General features: G+C 46.5%; 15 protein-coding genes. 5 read left to right on the top strand and 10 right to left on the bottom strand.

Annotated features, from left to right (window positions below; all coding sequences use genetic code 11):
- Positions 1-69: 69 nt before the first annotated feature.
- From OGH69_RS09880 to metG, 7 genes are all read right to left on the bottom strand, one after another.
- A complete protein-coding gene (locus OGH69_RS09880) occupies positions 70-969 on the bottom strand; it encodes a histone deacetylase family protein (protein WP_265174299.1) in 900 nt (299 codons plus the stop codon).
- 233 nt (positions 970-1,202) lie between these two features.
- Entirely contained in the window at positions 1,203-1,514 is a 312-nt protein-coding gene (locus OGH69_RS09885; protein ID WP_265174300.1) for a hypothetical protein, read from the bottom strand.
- A gap of 6 nt (positions 1,515-1,520) precedes the next feature.
- Entirely contained in the window at positions 1,521-2,891 is a 1,371-nt protein-coding gene (locus OGH69_RS09890; protein WP_265174301.1) for a hypothetical protein, read from the bottom strand.
- Between the two features lie 204 nt (positions 2,892-3,095).
- Positions 3,096-3,722, bottom strand: a complete 627-nt coding sequence (locus tag OGH69_RS09895) for a chloramphenicol acetyltransferase (protein ID WP_265174302.1) — start codon at positions 3,720-3,722, stop codon at positions 3,096-3,098.
- A 16-nt stretch (positions 3,723-3,738) separates the two neighbouring features.
- Positions 3,739-4,551 carry a hypothetical protein gene (locus OGH69_RS09900; RefSeq protein ID WP_265174303.1) on the bottom strand — a complete coding sequence of 271 codons (813 nt, stop codon included), beginning with the start codon at positions 4,549-4,551 and terminating at the stop codon, positions 3,739-3,741.
- 1 nt (position 4,552) lies between these two features.
- Positions 4,553-5,440, bottom strand: a complete 888-nt coding sequence (locus OGH69_RS09905; RefSeq protein WP_265174304.1) for a DUF488 domain-containing protein — start codon at positions 5,438-5,440, stop codon at positions 4,553-4,555.
- A 19-nt stretch (positions 5,441-5,459) separates the two neighbouring features.
- The gene (gene metG / locus OGH69_RS09910) at positions 5,460-7,586 is read right to left on the bottom strand and encodes a methionine--tRNA ligase (RefSeq protein WP_265174305.1); all 2,127 of its coding nucleotides are present in this window, start codon (positions 7,584-7,586) and stop codon (positions 5,460-5,462) included.
- A 191-nt stretch (positions 7,587-7,777) separates the two neighbouring features.
- Here metG and OGH69_RS09915 point away from each other — a divergent pair, with 191 nt between their 5' ends.
- The 4 genes from OGH69_RS09915 (at position 7,778) to OGH69_RS09930 (ending at position 11,008) form a co-directional block, all read left to right on the top strand.
- On the top strand, positions 7,778-8,737 hold the full coding sequence (locus OGH69_RS09915; protein WP_265174306.1) for a S66 peptidase family protein: 960 nt from the start codon (positions 7,778-7,780) through the stop codon (positions 8,735-8,737).
- Positions 8,737-9,096 (top strand): YraN family protein, encoded by a 360-nt coding sequence (locus tag OGH69_RS09920; RefSeq protein WP_265174307.1) that lies wholly within the window; start codon positions 8,737-8,739, stop codon positions 9,094-9,096. The genes OGH69_RS09915 and OGH69_RS09920 overlap by 1 nt, the downstream gene beginning before the upstream one ends.
- Before the next feature lie 74 nt (positions 9,097-9,170).
- Complete coding sequence (locus tag OGH69_RS09925) at positions 9,171-9,830, top strand: ACT domain-containing protein (protein ID WP_265174308.1); 660 nt, start codon at positions 9,171-9,173, stop codon at positions 9,828-9,830.
- Positions 9,831-9,913: 83 nt separating this feature from the next.
- Positions 9,914-11,008: an MBL fold metallo-hydrolase gene (locus OGH69_RS09930; protein WP_265174309.1), complete on the top strand. Its 1,095-nt coding sequence runs from the start codon at positions 9,914-9,916 to the stop codon at positions 11,006-11,008.
- A 2-nt stretch (positions 11,009-11,010) separates the two neighbouring features.
- Here OGH69_RS09930 and OGH69_RS09935 read toward each other — a convergent pair whose 3' ends face one another.
- The 3 genes from OGH69_RS09935 to OGH69_RS09945 all read right to left on the bottom strand — a co-directional run bounded on the left by OGH69_RS09935 (position 11,011) and on the right by OGH69_RS09945 (position 16,205).
- Positions 11,011-12,075, bottom strand: coding sequence for a T9SS type A sorting domain-containing protein (locus OGH69_RS09935; protein ID WP_265174310.1), 1,065 nt, complete (start codon positions 12,073-12,075; stop codon positions 11,011-11,013).
- A gap of 78 nt (positions 12,076-12,153) precedes the next feature.
- On the bottom strand, positions 12,154-15,528 hold the full coding sequence (gene mfd / locus OGH69_RS09940; protein ID WP_372339335.1) for a transcription-repair coupling factor: 3,375 nt from the start codon (positions 15,526-15,528) through the stop codon (positions 12,154-12,156).
- Positions 15,525-16,205 carry a hypothetical protein gene (locus OGH69_RS09945; protein WP_265174311.1) on the bottom strand — a complete coding sequence of 227 codons (681 nt, stop codon included), beginning with the start codon at positions 16,203-16,205 and terminating at the stop codon, positions 15,525-15,527. Before OGH69_RS09945 ends, mfd begins: the two co-directional genes overlap by 4 nt.
- A 285-nt stretch (positions 16,206-16,490) precedes the next feature.
- Here OGH69_RS09945 and OGH69_RS09950 point away from each other — a divergent pair, with 285 nt between their 5' ends.
- The gene (locus tag OGH69_RS09950; RefSeq protein ID WP_265174312.1) at positions 16,491-17,438 is read left to right on the top strand and encodes an L-threonine 3-dehydrogenase; all 948 of its coding nucleotides are present in this window, start codon (positions 16,491-16,493) and stop codon (positions 17,436-17,438) included.
- Positions 17,439-17,563 lie beyond the last annotated feature (125 nt).

The following is a 17,563-nucleotide window of genomic DNA, read 5'->3' on the forward strand; positions in this document are numbered from 1 at the left end:
CTGCAAACGCGTCAAAATTTTATCAACGTAGTAGAGATGTTGCACTGCAACGTCTAACGTAAAATTATTTCAATACAATCCCTTCGCCACCCTATAGGTATTCGCATGCGCTTCAATAATGGTGCGTATGTCCGGGCTATAGCCGCCGCCCATGCTGCATTGCACGGGAATGCCCAGCTTGTGGCACAGCGATAATACAAAGGCATCGCGCTCTTTACAGCCATTGAGGGTACAACCCAATTTACCCAGTTTGTCGGTAGCAAGAATATCGACCCCGCTGAGGTAAAAGATGAAATCCGGCTTTTCTGTGTCAATGAGTTTCGGCAGGGTTTCTTTTAAGATGGACAGGTAGTCGTCATCACCGGTATTGTCGGGCAGGGCAATGTCGAGATCTGATGTTTCCTTGTGGAACGGGTAGTTGCTCTTCCCATGCATGGAAAAGGTGAATACCCTGTCATTATGGGTAAAAATTTCGGCAGTGCCGTTGCCCTGGTGTACGTCGAGGTCGACAATAAGGACTCTCTTTGCAAGGCTATTGTCCAATAGATATTGCGCCCCTATCGCCTGGTCATTCAGCAGGCAGAAAGCCTCGCCGTGGCAGCTATAGGCATGGTGTGTGCCGCCCGCAATATTGAAGGCAATGCCGGTTTCCAAAGCCTTTTCGCAACCCCATATCGTGCCCTGTGCAATGCGCAGTTCGCGCTCCACCAACGCTGCCGAAAGGGGGAAGCCTATCTTGCGTACCGCCCGCGGGTTGAGGGTAAGGTTAAGCAAATCATCGACATATTCTTTTTTGTGCACTGCCAGTATGCGCGCCATATCCGGCAGGCCGGGTGCATGGAAATCGCTTTCCACAGCCGTGCCTTCATGGAGCAATTGCTGGGGCAGCAGCTCATACTTTATCATCGGGAAGCGGTGGCCCTCCGGCAGGGGATGCTTGTAAATGGGATGGAAGGCGATGGGCAGCATTGGTAAATTTTGCCGTAAAGATAACCTGACTTTTTATTTCACGCAAAGCTGTTGCTACTAAGGAAGTCTGTCTAACCACATAGATACATAGGTTTCATAGCTTTAATTTTTGTATCCTAAGGACAATAAAGTGACACATAGCAGAAGCGGAGCTTCTCTATGCGCGGATATGTTTCCTTAGCACTCAAAATATCTCAAAAACTATGTGCCTATGTGGTTAAATGGATAAAGACCTACATCAGCGAAAACAGCTTCCACATCAGCAACACTGCCGAAGCGATGCCCAATATGGCGGCGGTTTTCTTTAGCGAATTGGTCTTTGCCGCATTCAGGAAAATGAAGCCGGCTATGGTAAGCAGCAGTATAGACATCACTGTGAGCAGCCTTGCATTTTGCAGTGCAGCCGGATAATAGCTTACATACAGGCTTCTGGCCTCCTCAAAGCTGTCTGTCCTGCCTGTTACGGCAAACCACAGGAACAGGTCGGCCAGCACGGCAAAGAGGCAGAGTATGGCGACTGCAAACAGTATGTTTCGTATTTTCATAATTTGTTATTCCGGGTTGCCGTCTTCATATTTCGAAAGTACGTAACTTTTGATGATTTTGTCGTAAAAACCCATGATATAATAGCCTTTAAAGGGGATAATGGTATGCATTGATGCCGATTTATTACTGCGTCTGAAGCTGCCCATGGCATCTATGGCCAGAGTAGCTGTCGGGCCGGGCTTGTGAACAAATTGTTCATCGAACAGGCTTTCAAAATAGGTGGTTCGTATATCAGTCACATCTTCCACATCGGGACCTGAAACGATGATGCCAACCACAAGGTTCTCAGCCGGTGTAATGGTGCGAACGCTGCCGGATGTAACCAACAGCCCATCCCGCATTCCATACACAGAAATCGCTGCGCCCTCGCCTTTTGCTTTCCGGAGGAACTTTTCGGTATTCTCCAACTCCGAAGCGATGGCGCCAACACCCCTTTCGGTATACAGTGGCGTATTCTTAAAGGCAATGGCTTCATTTTTCGTCGCGGTGTAGCTTTTCAGCTCCTCTCCGGTTTCCAGAGATAACGCCGAAAGTCGGATGGCATCTTCCTTCAGCACAATGCGGTACAGCCTGCCGTCAAAATAATAGGAATTGGCATCGGCCTCTTTTTCGTAACCGGCCTGCGGAATGCTTTTGGACGTTACTTCAAAAGTTTCAGGATCGATGGTAAACACTTGTGTAAATTCGGGGTTGTTGTCGAGCGTTAGCAGCATTTTGTCGGGCAGCACATAAAACTTGATCTTGTTTCCGGCCTCAATCAGGTTGTTGTAGGTCTTCGCTTCGATTTTCTGCATGCCGTATTCCTTTATGAGGTAGTTGAGCGAGGTCTTTTTGTTGTCGGCCCCAACAATGTGGAAGGATGAAAAATCGGCTGTTTTGTCTACATATCCCGTCCCGTTGAAAATGCTGAAACGCAGCTTTCCCTGCGGCATCAGCGTAAGCAGGTAAAACGAATTGTTCCCGCTAAAGGTAAACATCCGGTCCTCGTTTTTGCCATAGGTGAATTTAAACTGCTTTTTGGTCACAGCTTTTGCCTCAAAATCAAAATTGACAGCCTCAATCTTGTTGACCCATTCGTCGCGGTAATATACCGTGGCATTGCGCCCCTTAAAGCTGTAGCCCTCCATCGCATGGAATTCCCTTGCCGGGCGTGTGGTGACAAGGCTGTCCGAAAAGAATACCGCCCTGTTGAACCGCAATGCCTTCAGGTGTTCCTTGTCGGCCATGAACACCATCAATTGCGAATTGGCCGAATCCGATGCCATGAACGCTTCGTGCCGGCGCTCCTGTTTGTGCAGATTGGTTTTGACTGATGCCATTTGGGTTTGGCCAATGGTACTGAAGGATACCAGCAGGAGCAAAAGGAGTATTCTCATGATGTGTTTGTTTTAATTGCTTCCGGACAGAATTGGGTTGCCACATAAAATTTTTACCACGTAGGTACATAGCTTCCATTAACGGTCAAAGGAGGCATATCCACGTATAGGCGAAGCATAGCTTCGCGCTCTGTGTGCTGTTTACTAACCTAAGCAGGTAATAAATGCTATGTGCCTATGTGGTTATAATAATTTTGTGAAGACCTAATTGTCCATCGCTTTTTGCAACGCATCAAAAAACAGGCCAACATGGTAGCCGTCCATCAGGCCGTGGTGCACGTGTACCGAAACGGGCATGGTTCTCACGCCGTCCTTCTCTGTCATTTTTCCGACCGATATTTTGGGGCAACTGTCGGGGAAGGTAAAGCTGCGCGCGTGCGAAAGTGATGTAAAGTCCACCCACGGTATGGCCGAAAAGTGGATGATGTTGTCGTTGTCGAATTCCCTTGTAAACAATCCCGGTGTGTTGCGTACGCGCTCTATCTCGGCTTTGGCATTTGCCGAAAACAAGTCAATGTCAGCATTAAATTCCATCAATGAAAAACCGAACGTATTGTCCTCGCGCGTCAGTGTAGCCGAAGCATCTACCCGGTCGTACACAAACACCTCATTGCCCGAAATGCGGTAGCGGAACTCCTCTACGCTATTTACAGCTGCCATTACCTTATGCAGGTAGTAAATGAAGAAAGAAATATTGTTGGCTTTAGCCGAAGCGTACCCTTTGGTGCAATCTATTGCAGCTACCAGCCCGAAGAACGGCTCCTCAAATTTGCTGAAGAACCCGAAGTGCTCCTTGCGTGGCCAGGTGGAGAGGTTGAGTTTGGTGCGCATGAAATAAAATTAAAACCTAGAAAAGACTAAGCTGAACTTCTTTTTTTGGGTAAAATACACCTATAATTACAAATGGATTAGTAGCTCTTCTTCTGTGCCACTGCATTGTAGTTCCTAAGAAAAGGTATATGTCTTTTTCTTGAACAAAATTATTAAAATATTGTTCTTTAACTTTCTGTAAGGCTATGTCCTCATTTTGATAGGTTCGCTGACAATTTTTGTACAGCTCAAAAATCTCCCAATCTTCAATCATTAGTTTACTTGATATACCTTCATCATCCTCAAAGATATAATAAAACTTATACGGAATCTTTGGTATTAATTTTTCAGGGTCACTATTGATGTCCTCAAATAAGTTTGTTTGTTTTCGGAGTTCTTTCCATTCATCTTTCCATTCGCTTGAATCATCTTCGATTTCAAAACCAGTAATTTTGCTTGGTTTGAATGTTGCTAAAGAAATATTCTTTGGATTTTTTGAGTCCTCAATAAGCTTATTCTTATTAGTATAGAAGTTTTTTAAACAATAAGATTTTCTTTCTCTCCAATAATTAGAAGTGTCAAGTGTATTATGTATCCGTATATTATAATTTGTTGGGGAATGACTTTCAGGTCTAAAATCGTCAGTACGCTTTTTTAAATCAATCTCAATCCAAGTATATTTTTTAAATCCAGTATCTTTTTTTACTTGATTTAAAAAACTTAATGGAACGGGATATATACGAATCCAACTACCATCTTCTAATATACCGGCAGTACAAACTAATTCATCATAACTCCGTGAAGGGAGAGGGTAAGTTGTCACGGTAATTAGAACTTTTGTTTTTAGCATGTCATAAATGCTCTAGTTTATATTTAAAGGTAGGCAGATTAGAAATCGCTTCTGATAAATGTTTTCTATGGCACTGACAAACATCTGCTTCAAAGCAAGTTAATGCAATTCTACCATTTTTTTTTAACATTTCCAAAATTTCTTGCTGATCTCTAATAGTGTTTTTTAAATTATTATTTTTATAAATATTAAACAATTCATCATAATCTGATTGAGTTTTTAACTCCTGCCTTTGTTCGGAATCAATTCCAACTTCTGGAATATGAATATATTGTATTCCTACACCATTACAAGCATTTTTTAGCTGTGTTTTGCTAAAACCATATTTCATGCTCAAGGCATTTTTTCTTACATCACAAAGAATCTTAATATTATTTTTAATTAGCTTATTTAAATAGCTTTCTAGTGAAACACCTTCATATCCTATTGTGAAAAGTACTATGTCATCTTCGAAGGATCTATATCTGTTCAAGTCTTCTAATTCGTCATTAGTTAGGTAGTCTTTAGCTATTATACTATTTATAGCATAGTAAGGGTATCTTTTATAAGTAAGTTTAATTAAATCTTCGCTTGTTTTATTTGAATATATAATTTTAAAATCATTAACTATCTTCTTGTCTTCTTTCGTCAATTGATTGAGATAATTTACTTCGTCTTCTTTTTTCCAACTAATGTTTGTTTCGTTGACTATGCCATATTTTTTTAAAGTTGACAAGTCGCTATTAGCTTGGAAAGAAAAACATCCAAATTTATAAGGAACGAAATCGTACGTTTTTTTATCTTTTTGAAATCGGGTGTAAAGAAATAATAGCTTTTGAAGTTGGATTTTTTCCAATTCACCTTCAAAAACCTCAATTAAGGATAATAATATTTTTCTTCTATAATACATACTGCAAAGATACGAAATCTTAACTAATCACCTCCCCATTCCCAACACCATCAGTATCAGGGTTTACGAAAACCAACTTGCCTTCGCTGTTTTGGGTCATCAGTATCATGCCCTGGCTTTCTACGCCGCGTAGGGCACGGGGGGCAAGGTTCACCAATACGGTAACGCGCTTGCCTACCACTTCTTCCGGAGTAAAGCTTTCGGCAATGCCCGAAACGATGGTGCGTACATCAATGCCGGTATCTACTTTTAGTACCAAAAGCTTGTTGGCTTTCGGCATTTTTTCGGCCTCAAGGATGGTTCCGGTACGGATGTCCATTTTGGCGAAATCGTCATACTGTATCAGTTCCTTTTGCGGCTCGGCCTTTTTGTTTTCGGCGGCGTTGGCCGTTTTGGTTGCTTCCAGTTTATCCACTTGTTTTTGTATTTCTTCGTCTTCTATTTTAGCAAAAAGCAGTTCCGCCTGGCCTATCTGGCTTCCGGCAGGTAGCAGGTCGGTTTTCAGGGAAATGTCGTTCCATGAAAGCTTCCCGACTGCGCCCGACTTCTCGACTGCGCTCGAAGTGACATCCGATGCGCTTGTCACGTTGAGCGCAGTCGAAACGCCAAGCATAGCTTTCAGTTTGGCGGCAGTGAACGGCAGGAACGGCTCGCTCAGCACCGATAGCGCCCTTGCGATCTGCAAGGCCACATACATCTGTGTCTGTACGCGTGCAGGGTTGTCCTTTATCACTTTCCATGGCTCTTCGTCGGCCAGGTATTTGTTGCCCAGGCGGGCCAGGTTCATCAGTTCGCCCAGCGCCTCACGGAAGCGGTAGCGCTCCACGCTGCTCGCTATAACGGCAGGGTAAGCACGCATTTCGGTCAGCGTGGCTTCATCCACATCGCTGAACTCGTTCGGCTGCGGCACCACGCCTTCGTAATATTTATTGGTCAGTACCACTACACGGTTGATGAAGTTGCCGTATATCGCCACCAGCTCGTTATTATTGCGGGCCTGGAAATCCTTCCAGGTAAAGTCATTGTCTTTGGTTTCAGGTGCATTCGATGTCAGAGCATAGCGCAGCACGTCCTGCTTGCCCGGGAAATCGTTAAGGTATTCATGCAGCCACACCGCCCAGTTTTTGGAGGTGGACAGCTTATTGCCCTCAAGGTTCAGGAACTCGTTGGCGGGAACGTTGTCCGGCAGGATATACGAGCCCTCGGCCTTCAGCATCGCAGGGAATATCACGCAGTGGAACACGATGTTATCCTTACCTATAAAGTGTACCAGCTTGGTATCTTCGCTTTTCCAGTACGGTTCCCAGTCCTTACCCTCGCGCTGTGTCCACTCTTTGGTCGAAGATATGTATCCGATAGGTGCGTCAAACCACACATACAGCACCTTGCCCTCAGCGCCTTCCACAGGAACAGGTATGCCCCAGTCGAGGTCGCGCGTTACGGCACGAGGCTTCAGGCCGTCGTCCAGCCATGATTTTACCTGGCCGTATACGTTAGGCTTCCAGTCGTTCTTATGTCCTTCGAGTATCCATTCGCGCAGGAACGCATCATAACGGTCCAGCGGCAGGAACCAGTGTTTGGTTTCCTTTACGATTGGCTTGCTTCCGGTAATGGTTGATTTTGGGTTGATGAGGTCGGTCGCGTTGAGGGTCGACCCGCAGCGCTCGCACTGGTCCCCATACGCCTCGTCGTTGCCGCACTTGGGGCAGGTACCGATAACGAAACGGTCTGCTAAAAACTGCCCGGCCTGCTCGTCGTACAATTGCTCGGTCACTTCCTCAATAAAGTCGCCCGCATCATACAGCTTTTTAAAAAATTCCGAAGCCGTATCGTGGTGAATCTTCGCCGAAGTCCTTGAATAATTATCAAACGAAATGCCAAAGTCCTCGAAACTCTGCTTGATGACCGCATGGTATTTGTCGATTACCTCCTGCGGGGTAATGCCTTCCTTTTTGGCCTTCATGGAGATGGCCACGCCGTGCTCGTCGCTTCCGCAGATGAAGGCAACATCCTTGCCCTGCAGCCTGAGGAAACGCGAATAAATATCGGAAGGGACATATACGCCTGCCAGGTGGCCTATGTGTATGGGGCCATTGGTGTAAGGCAGCGCAGCGGTAACAGTATATCGTTTCGGGTCTTGTAACATTTTGCTTTCGGATTTTAAAGAGGCAAAAGTACGAAATAATTAGCCTCACCCCAACCTCTCTCCAAAGGAGAAGGGCAGGTTCACTCAAACACGATCAACCCTCCTTAATAACCATTCCGGCTATCCTCTACTTTGAAGTGGGTTGGGGTGAGGACTTCTTTTCTTATCTTTGTTAGTATAAGCCATTGAAAATGTACAGAAAAACGCTATTCCTGCTCACAATTCTTGTTAGTCTCCCATCATTCGCCCAATCGGTTAAAATTCCGCCATACCTCAAAAAAGGCGATACGATAGGCATACTCGCCACCGCCCGCAAGGTAGACATGGCGCCATTGCAGGCCGGTATAAAGCTTATGGAAAGCTGGGGGCTGCACGTGGTCATCGGCAAGACCATCGGGCTGGACAACGACCAGCTCGCCGGGGCCGACTGGCAACGCGCCACCGATCTGCAGCAGATGATGGACAACCCGGCCATAAAAGCCATCTGGTGTGCCAAAGGCGGTTACGGCACCGTCCGCCTGATCGAAAGGCTCGACTTCACCAAGTTTAAAAAGAAGCCCAAGTGGTTTGTCGGCTTTAGCGATGCCACGGTACTCCACAGCCACATCAATAATCTCGACATTGCCACGCTGCACGGCATGGTCGCCATCACCGTGGGCCGCGCTACCCCGGAGGCTATCGAGAGTTTCCGCAAGGCATTGTTTGGGGAAAAGCTGTCGTACAGCCTTCCGGCACACAAGTTCAACAAGCCCGGCAAGGTTACCGGCGAACTGGTGGGCGGCAACCTTTCGGTGCTGTACAGCATCATAGGGTCGCCTTCGGAAGCCGATTACAAGGGCAAGATCATCTTCATAGAAGACCTGGACGAGTACCTGTACCACATCGACCGCATGATGATGAACCTGAAACGGAACGATTACTTCAAAAATGTAAAAGGCATCATCATCGGGGGCATGACCAAAATGCGCGACAACGACATCCCGTGGGGTCACGATGCGCTTGAGATCATTCAGGATATTACCAAAGAATATGACATCCCCATCTGCTTCAATTTCCCGGCAGGGCACATACAGGACAACCGCGCATTGGTATTCGGCAGTCAGGTAACGATGGATGTTACGGCAACAGGGACAAAAATCACGTTCGACTGATGGCAGGGCATAACGAACTGGGAAAGCTTGGCGAGGAACTGGCGGCCGACTTCCTGAAAAAGGCGGGTTACGAAATTCTGGCGACCAACTGGGTGTACCTGAAAGCTGAGATTGATATTATAGCCGTTAAGGATAATATACTGGCCATCGTTGAGGTAAAGACACGCTCGACTCTCGAATTCGGATTGCCGCAGGAGTTTGTAAAACCTTCAAAAATCAAAAACCTCGTGCGTGCCGTAGATGCTTATGTTGAGCAAAATGACATTGAGTCGGAGGTGCGTTTTGACATTATTTCAATACATAAAAATAACAATATGTTTGAAATTGAACATTTAGTGGACGCATTCTATTATTTTTAACAGCTAAATTTTTAACAAAAAATTTAAGTTTGTATATTTGTCCCCACAACAACTACAAACACAACGCACTGATTATGAAAACCATTTCTTCTGTAGTAGAGCACTACATCAAAACTAAGCCGTTTTTGCTTAGTGCGCTCTCCCAGGGTATAATAAACCTTACCTCATTGGCCCGTAACATGATGCCCGAGCTCGAGCAGGAGCTGGGCAAGGATGTTAAGCAGGGTGCCGTGGTAATGTCGCTGAAAAGGCTGTCGGAAGACCTGGATTTCCGTGTGAACCACAAAATCGTTAAGGTACTGAAAGCCATTGGCGAAATTACGGTTCGCTCATCGCTTACCGACTATACTTTCGCCGTAAGCGACACCATCCTCAACAAGCAGGCTGAGCTTATCGCCAAGATCAATGCCAACCCCGATGTGTTCTATACCTCGTCAAGGGGCGTAAACGAGACCAATGTGGTAGTCAGCTCTTCGATGAGCCATGTGGTAGACGGGCTATTTGCCGACGAAAAGCAGATAGAACGTACCGATAACCTGGCTTCCATCACGGTAAAGCTGCCGAAAGACAACATTTCTACACCGGGCGTATATTACTACATCTTCCAAAGGCTGGCATGGGAAGGCATCATCATCAATGAGGTGATCTCTACGTCTTATGAGTTTACCATCCTGGTAAGCGAAGATGAGGTAGACATGGCCTTTAAAGTGATAAAAGACCTGAAGAGCCTTTAATCTTTACAGAATTACATAAACAGATGCAGCGCGATAACCGCTGCATTTTGTTTTTAGCTACCTTTGGGTATAACTCCACCTGAATGACCACAACCCTCATAATCGTTATCCTCCTCATTGCAGGTATAGCCGTATTCATGAAACAGCCGCAATTTGGCAAACTACCTTCCGGCCAAAGGCTCGAAAGGATCAAGCTGTCCCCTAATTACCGCGATGGCGAATTCCAAAACCTGAGCCACACGCCCAGCCTGAAGGAGGGCGTGAGCATGCCCCGCGTGCTGTACGAGTTCTTCTTCAACAAAAGCAAAAGGAGCCGGCCTAAATTACCACTGCCTTCGCAAAAAGTAAACCTGCACCGCCTCGCACCGGATGAGAATGTGCTGGTGTGGTTCGGCCATTCGTCCTACTTCATGCAGGTGGATGGTATAAAGCTGCTCGTCGACCCGGTTTTCAGTGGCAATGCCTCGCCGTTAAAATTTACGACCAAAGCATTTCCCGGGAGCGATGCATATACTGTAGAAGATTTTCCTGAAATCGATATCCTCATCATCACCCATGACCATTGGGACCATCTTGACTACGAAACAGTACTGAAGCTGAAACCAAAAGTAAAGAAAGTCGTTACCGGCCTCGGCACTGCCGAACACCTTCAAACCTGGGGCTACGATATGGCTCTTGTGGAAGAAAGGGACTGGAACGAGACCATAAACTTCGGCAATGGCTTTACGATCCACACCACCCCGGCCCGCCATTTCGCCGGGCGGACCTTTACGCGCAACAAGGCAATATGGATGTCGTTCGTACTGCAGACGCCATCATTCAGGATATTTTTGGGAGGCGATTCAGGCTACGACTATTTCTTTAAGGAAATTGGGGAAAGGTTCGGCCCGTTCGACCTGGCGGTGCTGGAATGTGGCCAGTACAATGTCAACTGGGAGTACATCCACATGCTGCCCGAACAGGTGGTTGCTGCCGCACAGGACCTGAAAACCAAAAAGCTGCTTCCGGTACACTGGGCCAAGTTTTCCCTCGCCCTCCACGACTGGGACGAACCCATAAAACGCGTAACCGCCGAAGCTGAAAAACAAGGCATGCCGATACTAACGCCAATGATAGGGGAAAAGGTGAACCTCGAAAACCCGGGGGTGTTTAAGAAATGGTGGGAGGGATTGGAGTAGTTTTAGTTCTTTATAAATCGATTATAAACATTTCCACTTTTGATAAAATATATTCCGGCTTCCAAATATGAAACGTCAACTTTATTGCTGTCTATTTTAAAGGATTTTATAATTTGACCATTTGGAGTCACAATTGATATATTTTCTCCTATTTCAAAATTTGATAAGGTTATATAAGTAGTTGTAGGGTTTGGAAATAGAATGCTTTTTCTCTTTAGGAATTCTCCGGTATTTAGATTTTCTAAATCAATTTTTGCCACTTTATTATAATCTCCCTCTTGTGTTGTTACAAACAAAGTATCGCTGTTAAAGACAATATCATACGTTCCTATAAAATTATCAATTGTAGCTAAAAGAGAATAGGTTTGTGTTTGGAGATTTAATTCGTAAACGGCATTATTTATTTCACCACCTGTCAGATAAAATATATCATTATCCCCTTTTGCGAAACTAGTTCCGGTATGAGTCGTAATGGTTTCTTTTTCATAGTTTCCTGAACCTAAATTTATTTTTGAAATTCCAGTTGATTCTGCGATATATAGAAAGTCATCATAAACTTTTAGACCGATTGTACTACCATTAATTCCTCCAACCCCTGTAATACCACTAGCTATTTGGACTAGAGATGCGGGAGAACTGCCTAAGTTAACTTTATAAATTTTATTGCCAACACTAATGTATAATTCATTATTCCTAAAAGCTAATCCAAATGTTTGATTTAGATTTATAAAATTTTCAAGTGAAATATTTGATTGAGTAGAATCAAATCGGTAAATACCCGCTGATCCGTTATAGGGCTTTGACAGATAGACATAATCTCCTACCTTACAAATTCCTGTATAACCACTTCCTCCGATATTGAAAGTCTCGTAAGCTGAATCATTTACTGTTAAACTTTTCTTATGAACCTTCCCAGTAAATGAAGATACAACGTATAGAAAGTTCTCGTCAATTGTCAAACCATAGCATCCATTAGAATCTGTTTCTAAAAAAGTGGAAACTGTTTGGGCTTTTAAATTAGTGAGACATAAAACAGTGATGATTTGAAAAAATAATAGTTTCTTCATAAGACTATGATTTAGTGATTGAGGATAAACGTACAAAAAATCTCAATACGTAATATACTATAATTGGCACTTAAGACTTTAGAGCTTGACTTCACCTTCAAACACCATCTCCAACAGCTCCAATGCCTTTTTCAGCGATTTCACATTCTCAAATGTCAGTAATAATCGTAACCCATTCTTCGTCTGCTTCTCCTTCATTTTAGATAATGTCGGGAATTGCTGTACAAACTTAAGCACCCTGCGGAAGGAAGCCGACTGGTAGTAATCGCTTTGTTGGTCACCCACAAAGTAGCCCACCATTTTGCCCTGCTTGAGCACCAGCTTTTCGAGGCCCATTTTGGTGGCGGCCCACTTGATGCGCATGCTCGTGAGGAGGGCCTGTGCCTGTTTCGGTAATGGCCCGAAACGGTCGATGAGCTTCTGCTCGAAGGCGATAAGCCCGGCCTCGTCCTTAATGGCGCCAAGGTCGTTGTACAGGTTGAGCCTTTCGGTGATGTTGTTGATGTATTCGTCGGGGAACAGCAGCTCGAAGTCGGTATCGATCTGGAGGTCCTTTACATATTCCTTTTCAGTCGTTTCGTCGCCATCGTCATACAGATCCTTGAACTCATTCTCCTTCAGTTCCTCAATGGCTTCGTTCATGATCTTCTGGTAGGTCTCAAACCCGATCTCGTTGATGAAACCACTCTGCTCGCCGCCTAAAAGGTCGCCCGCACCACGTATCTCAAGGTCTTTCATGGCAATGTTGAATCCGCTGCCCAGCTCGCTGAACTGCTCCAGCGCCTGTATGCGCTTGCGGGCATCTTCGGTCATTGCGCTATATGGCGGTGCGATGAAATAACAGAATGCCTTTTTGTTGCTCCGGCCCACGCGCCCTCGCATCTGGTGCAGGTCGGAAAGCCCGAAATTATTCGCATTATTTATGAATATGGTGTTGGCATTCGGCACGTCCAGCCCGCTCTCGATGATGGTCGTGGCGACCAATACATCGAAGTCGCCCTCCATAAAGGCCAGCATCAGCTCTTCCAGCTTTTTGCCATCCATCTGCCCGTGGCCTACGCCCACTTTGGCGCCCGGCACGAGGCGTTGTATCATTCCGGCTACTTCCTTGATGTTCTCAATCCGGTTATGGATAAAGAACACCTGCCCGCCGCGCTGTATCTCGTACGAAATGGCATCGCGTATCACTTCTTCATTAAAGCCCACCACCTGGCTCTCGATAGGATAGCGGTTGGGTGGCGGCGTGGTGATTACCGAAAGGTCCCGCGCAGCCATGAGTGAGAATTGCAGTGTCCTCGGTATCGGGGTGGCTGTAAGTGTAAGGGTATCCACATTGGCGGCAATGGTCTTGAGCTTGTCTTTTACGTTGACGCCGAATTTCTGTTCTTCGTCTACGATAAGCAATCCAAGGTCTTTGAACTTTACTCCCTTGCCAACCAACTGGTGCGTGCCTATAAGTATGTCCAGCCTGCCTTCTTCAAGCTGTTTCAGGGTATCTGCCTTTTGCTTTGCCGTGCGGAAACGGTTCAGGTACCCGACACTTACGGGCATGTCTTTAAGCCGCTCTTTAAATGTGCGGTAATGCTGGTAGGCGAGTATGGTAGTGGGCACGAGCACAGCCACCTGCTTGCCGTTATCAACGGCTTTAAAGGCAGCACGTATGGCGACTTCCGTCTTACCGAAGCCCACATCGCCGCAAACGAGGCGGTCCATGGGGCGTTCGCTTTCCATGTCGGCCTTCACATCGCGGGTCGCGGTGATCTGGTCGGGTGTATCTTCATAAATGAAAGACGATTCGAGTTCTGCCTGCAAATAGCTGTCCGGAGCATACTGGAAACCTTTCTCCAGCCTGCGCTTGGCGTACAGTTGGATAAGGTTGAAGGCAATGTGCTTAACGCGTGCCTTGGTCTTTTGCTTTAGGGCTTTCCAGGCTCCGGAACCGAGTTTGTATATCTTGGGGGGTGCGCCGTCTTTCCCGTTGTATTTGGATATTTTGTGCAGCGAGTGGATGCTCACATACACAATGTCATTGTCGGCATACACCAGCTTGATGGCTTCCTGCGTGCGGCCTTCTACCTGAATCTTCTGCAGCCCTCCGAACTTCCCGATGCCGTGGTCGATGTGCGTTACATAATCGCCAACCGACAGTGAGTTGAGTTCCTTGAGTGTAATGGTCTGCTTTTTCGAATAACCGTTCTTGATGCTGAATTTGTGGTAGCGCTCGAAGATCTGGTGGTCGGTGTAGCAGGCAATCTGGTTTTCTTCGTCTGTGAATCCTTCATAGATTGGGAAGACGATCGTTTTATACTGCTTCCGCGTGTTCTCGTGGTTGGCCTCGTCCAGGGTTTCGAAGATGTCGTCAAAACGTTTGGCCTGCGCCTCATTCGAGCAGAACAGGTAGTTCTTAAACCCGTTATGGTGGTTTTCGTGCAGGTTGTTCAGCAGCAGGTCGAACTGTTTGTTGAACGACGGCTGCGGCTGTATGTGGAATTCGAATGCCTGGCTAATTTTGAAGGTAGCACGGTTGCCCAGTTCCACAATGGTAAAGTCGAGCGCTTTTTTCAGGAATGCCTGCTGGTTGAGGAACAGCTCTTCCGGTGACGCGTGCTTCAGGTCTTTGGACAATTTTGCGAAAGCTTCATTGGCCTTGCCGAAAAGGATGTCCAGCTGCGCCAGTGATGCCTCGCTGTCCTTTATGAATATGACTGTTTTTTCACTGATGTATTCCAGGAAGCTTTCCCTGTTTTCCTGCAAAAATTTATTCTCAACGTTGGGGATAACGGTAATTTTCTTCTTCTTTTCCAATGACAATTGCGAGGCCACATCAAAGGTACGGATGCTGTCTACCTCGTTGCCGAAAAATTCGATTCGGTACGGGTTGTCATTCGAAAATGAGAAGACATCCACAATACCACCGCGTACGGAGAATTCCCCCGGTTCGGACACGAAATCCACCCGGCGGAACTCATATTCGAACAGCACCTCGTTGATGAAGTCGATGGATACCATGTCGCCCGTTGCAATCTTGAGCGTATTTTTTTCGAGTTCCTTGCGCGTTACCACTTTTTCAAAAAGCGCCTCGGCATAGGATACGATGATGGCCGGTTTTTTGCGCGAGTTGATGCGGTTGAGCACCTCGGCACGCAACAGTATGTTGGCATTGTCGGTTTCCTCTATCTGGTAGGGGCGGCGGTAGGAGCCGGGGTAAAACAGCACGTCCTGGTCGCCTGTCAGCTGCTCCAGGTCGTTAAGGTAATAAGCAGCCTCTTCCTTGTCCTTCAGGATGAGGAGGAACGGCAGCTCGCTCTGGCGGAACAGCGGGTCGATGACAAAAGACAGCGAAGAGCCCAAAAGACCCTTTACCTGCAGTTTGTTCTCCGGTTTCGCGATAGCGTCGGCAATCTGCTTTACTTTGGGCGACTGCCCGTATTTATCTAAAAATTCAGGTTTCAATTTTGCTTTTTTATAAATCCGTTGCCCGGAGATAGGGAACGCTGGGGTACCATTCGTGGCCTTTGCGAAGGTGTTGTAGTGGTTGCCGGTGGCTGTGGTTGTGCTTCGGGGTTGGCGTGGCGCACAGTATCGAGCGCGCGAAGCATTTCCTCTTCGCCTATTTCTTTCGGTATTTCCTTTATGCGGATCATTTCGTCAAACTGGTTGAAGATGGAGGCGGTTTCATAATTGATGCCTGCCATGATCTCAAAAACTTTGGTTGTAGGCACAGGGTCCACGCCCACAAAGGTGTGCAGCGACTTTATTTTGGTTACCAGCACGTCAAAACGGCTGCTTACTTGTGGCTTCCTGAAGTTCAACGGTATGGTGTTTCGTGCCAGTTCCGTCTTCCGTACCAGCTCTTTGGTTTTTTGGCGAAAGGCCGCCAGGTCGCCTGTTGGTTTTTGTGCCAGTTCGCTTTTCAGCTGTTCCCATTCGCCCCACACGCCCATCTGTTGCTGTACTTTGGCCGACGGCACAGGTATGCTGAACTTCCAGCCTTTGGCGAGGGCCTTAACTATGGAGTCGTTTTGCCTCTCTATCCTTTTGGCCTGGGCCACACGTTTTTCCTGGTCGTCTTCGCAGGAAAAAAGCATTGTGGAAAGCACAAGGACGGCAATTATCTTTAGGTATTTCATTTTCTTTAAGTTGACAGCAAATTTACAAATGTTAGGCCAAAATGCCTGCTGTGTTTTGAATTTCTTTAAGGAACGGATTTTACACCAATCATTATACGGCAAGAGCCGGAAGGTTTTTAAATCTTTCAGGCCCGACGGGTCAGTATTGTAATGCTGATTTTATGAATAATACGATTGACACCTGTTTTAAATCACAATCTTTTAAAAAATTGTTAGAACCGCATTGCAAAAGAATGAATATCATAATTCGAAACCGCTATATTTGCACTGCAAACTACACGACTCATGGCAAAAATACTCATCATAGGCGCCTGCGGGCAAATTGGTACCGAACTTACTAAAAAACTGCGCAGCATTTACGGGAAAGACGAAGTGATCGCTTCCGATGTGCGTAAAGGCGATGTGGAATTTGTCGCTTCCGGGCCTTTTGAGGTTGTGAATGCACTTGATTTCAACCAGGTGCAGGCCGTGATTGAGCAATATAACGTAGAAGATGTGTACCTGATGGCGGCACTGCTTTCGGCAACAGCCGAAAAGAACCCTGCATTCGCCTGGGACCTGAACATGAACTCGCTGTTCCATGTACTGAACCTTGCCAAAGCAGGAAAGATAAAAAAAATATTCTGGCCGTCCAGCATTGCGGTGTTCGGGCCTACTACACCCAAGCAAAATACCCCGCAATATACCGTAATGGAGCCATCAACCGTTTATGGCATCTCCAAGCAGTCGGGCGAGCGTTGGGGCGAATACTACCACAACATTTACGGTGTCGACATCCGCAGCATACGATATCCGGGCCTTATCAGCTGGTCGACCCCTCCGGGCGGCGGCACTACCGATTATGCCGTGGATATATACCATAAAGCTTTGGCCGATGGCAAGTACACCTGCTTCCTGAGCGAAGAGACCCGCCTGCCCATGATGTATATGGACGATGCCATACGCGCCACGGTAGAGATCATGCAGGCTCCCGCCGGGAACATAAAAATCCGTTCGTCATACAACCTTTCGGCAATGGATTTTACGCCGGAAGAGATTGCCGAAGCCATCAAAAAGCACATCCCGGATTTCACCATTGACTATGCGCCGGATTTCCGCCAGAAAATTGCCGACAGCTGGCCGCAAAGCATTGACGACAGTAATGCAAGGCAGGACTGGGGGTGGAAGCACGATTTCGACCTCGAAGCGATGACAGCCGACATGCTGGAGCATCTTGCCGGGGAGAAGGGGTAATCCTATACCGGACATTTTCCGGGTTAACTTCACCCCGACTCTCTCCAAAGGAGAGGGAGGAGCTTCCCTCATTGGAGGTCTTATTCTTAAACAATGATATTACGTAATACCCAACTGGCTCCCCT

It is taken from the genome of Flavobacterium sp. MFBS3-15 (assembly GCF_026107645.2).
Classification (GTDB): domain Bacteria; phylum Bacteroidota; class Bacteroidia; order Flavobacteriales; family Flavobacteriaceae; genus Flavobacterium.

Bases quoted from the DNA above. Each gene is read 5' to 3' on its own strand.
- OGH69_RS09920 (WP_265174307.1), top strand. From the start codon at position 8,737: ATGGCAGGGCATAACGAACTGGGAAAGCTTGGCGAGGAACTGGCGGCC.
- OGH69_RS09900 (WP_265174303.1), bottom strand. From the start codon at position 4,551: ATGCTAAAAACAAAAGTTCTAATTACCGTGACAACTTACCCTCTCCCT.
- OGH69_RS09890 (WP_265174301.1), bottom strand. From the start codon at position 2,891: ATGAGAATACTCCTTTTGCTCCTGCTGGTATCCTTCAGTACCATTGGC.
- OGH69_RS09895 (WP_265174302.1), bottom strand. From the start codon at position 3,722: ATGCGCACCAAACTCAACCTCTCCACCTGGCCACGCAAGGAGCACTTC.
- metG (WP_265174305.1), bottom strand. From the start codon at position 7,586: ATGTTACAAGACCCGAAACGATATACTGTTACCGCTGCGCTGCCTTAC.
- OGH69_RS09905 (WP_265174304.1), bottom strand. From the start codon at position 5,440: ATGTATTATAGAAGAAAAATATTATTATCCTTAATTGAGGTTTTTGAA.
- OGH69_RS09930 (WP_265174309.1), top strand. From the start codon at position 9,914: ATGACCACAACCCTCATAATCGTTATCCTCCTCATTGCAGGTATAGCC.
- OGH69_RS09885 (WP_265174300.1), bottom strand. From the start codon at position 1,514: ATGAAAATACGAAACATACTGTTTGCAGTCGCCATACTCTGCCTCTTT.
- OGH69_RS09950 (WP_265174312.1), top strand. From the start codon at position 16,491: ATGGCAAAAATACTCATCATAGGCGCCTGCGGGCAAATTGGTACCGAA.
- OGH69_RS09915 (WP_265174306.1), top strand. From the start codon at position 7,778: ATGTACAGAAAAACGCTATTCCTGCTCACAATTCTTGTTAGTCTCCCA.
- OGH69_RS09880 (WP_265174299.1), bottom strand. From the start codon at position 969: ATGCTGCCCATCGCCTTCCATCCCATTTACAAGCATCCCCTGCCGGAG.
- OGH69_RS09925 (WP_265174308.1), top strand. From the start codon at position 9,171: ATGAAAACCATTTCTTCTGTAGTAGAGCACTACATCAAAACTAAGCCG.
- OGH69_RS09945 (WP_265174311.1), bottom strand. From the start codon at position 16,205: ATGAAATACCTAAAGATAATTGCCGTCCTTGTGCTTTCCACAATGCTT.
- OGH69_RS09935 (WP_265174310.1), bottom strand. From the start codon at position 12,075: ATGAAGAAACTATTATTTTTTCAAATCATCACTGTTTTATGTCTCACT.